Origin of the sequence: Neobacillus drentensis (assembly GCF_036962765.1) — a bacterium.
In the GTDB taxonomy this organism is placed as follows: domain Bacteria; phylum Bacillota; class Bacilli; order Bacillales; family Cytobacillaceae; genus Neobacillus; species Neobacillus drentensis_C.
This window is the reverse complement of record NZ_JBALOS010000224.1, coordinates 5506-5749: the sequence shown is the minus strand read 5'-3', so window position 1 is coordinate 5749 and position 244 is coordinate 5506. Positions and strand designations below refer to the sequence as shown.

At 39.3% G+C, this 244-nt stretch carries 1 protein-coding gene; it reads left to right on the top strand.

The window, feature by feature from the left end:
• Nucleotides 1-244 (top strand): immunoglobulin-like domain-containing protein (locus V7137_RS23905; RefSeq protein ID WP_335700384.1); only part of this gene is annotated, 244 nt, incomplete at both ends.

Genomic DNA, 244 nt, shown 5'->3' with positions numbered 1-244 from the left:
CCTAACAAGTGCCATAACCGTCGCGGGTACTGTTGATACGACGAAAAAAGGTGTGTATAAGCTGAACTACACTGTGAAAGACAGTTCAGGAAATGAAACAGTCATTACACGAAAAATAACGGTTATTGATAATATTAACCCAGTCATTTACGGTGCTGCAGATACGACAATAAACATGACAGATACATTTGATGCAATGGCAGGTGTATCTGCAGAAGATAATGAAGATGGTGACCTAACAAGT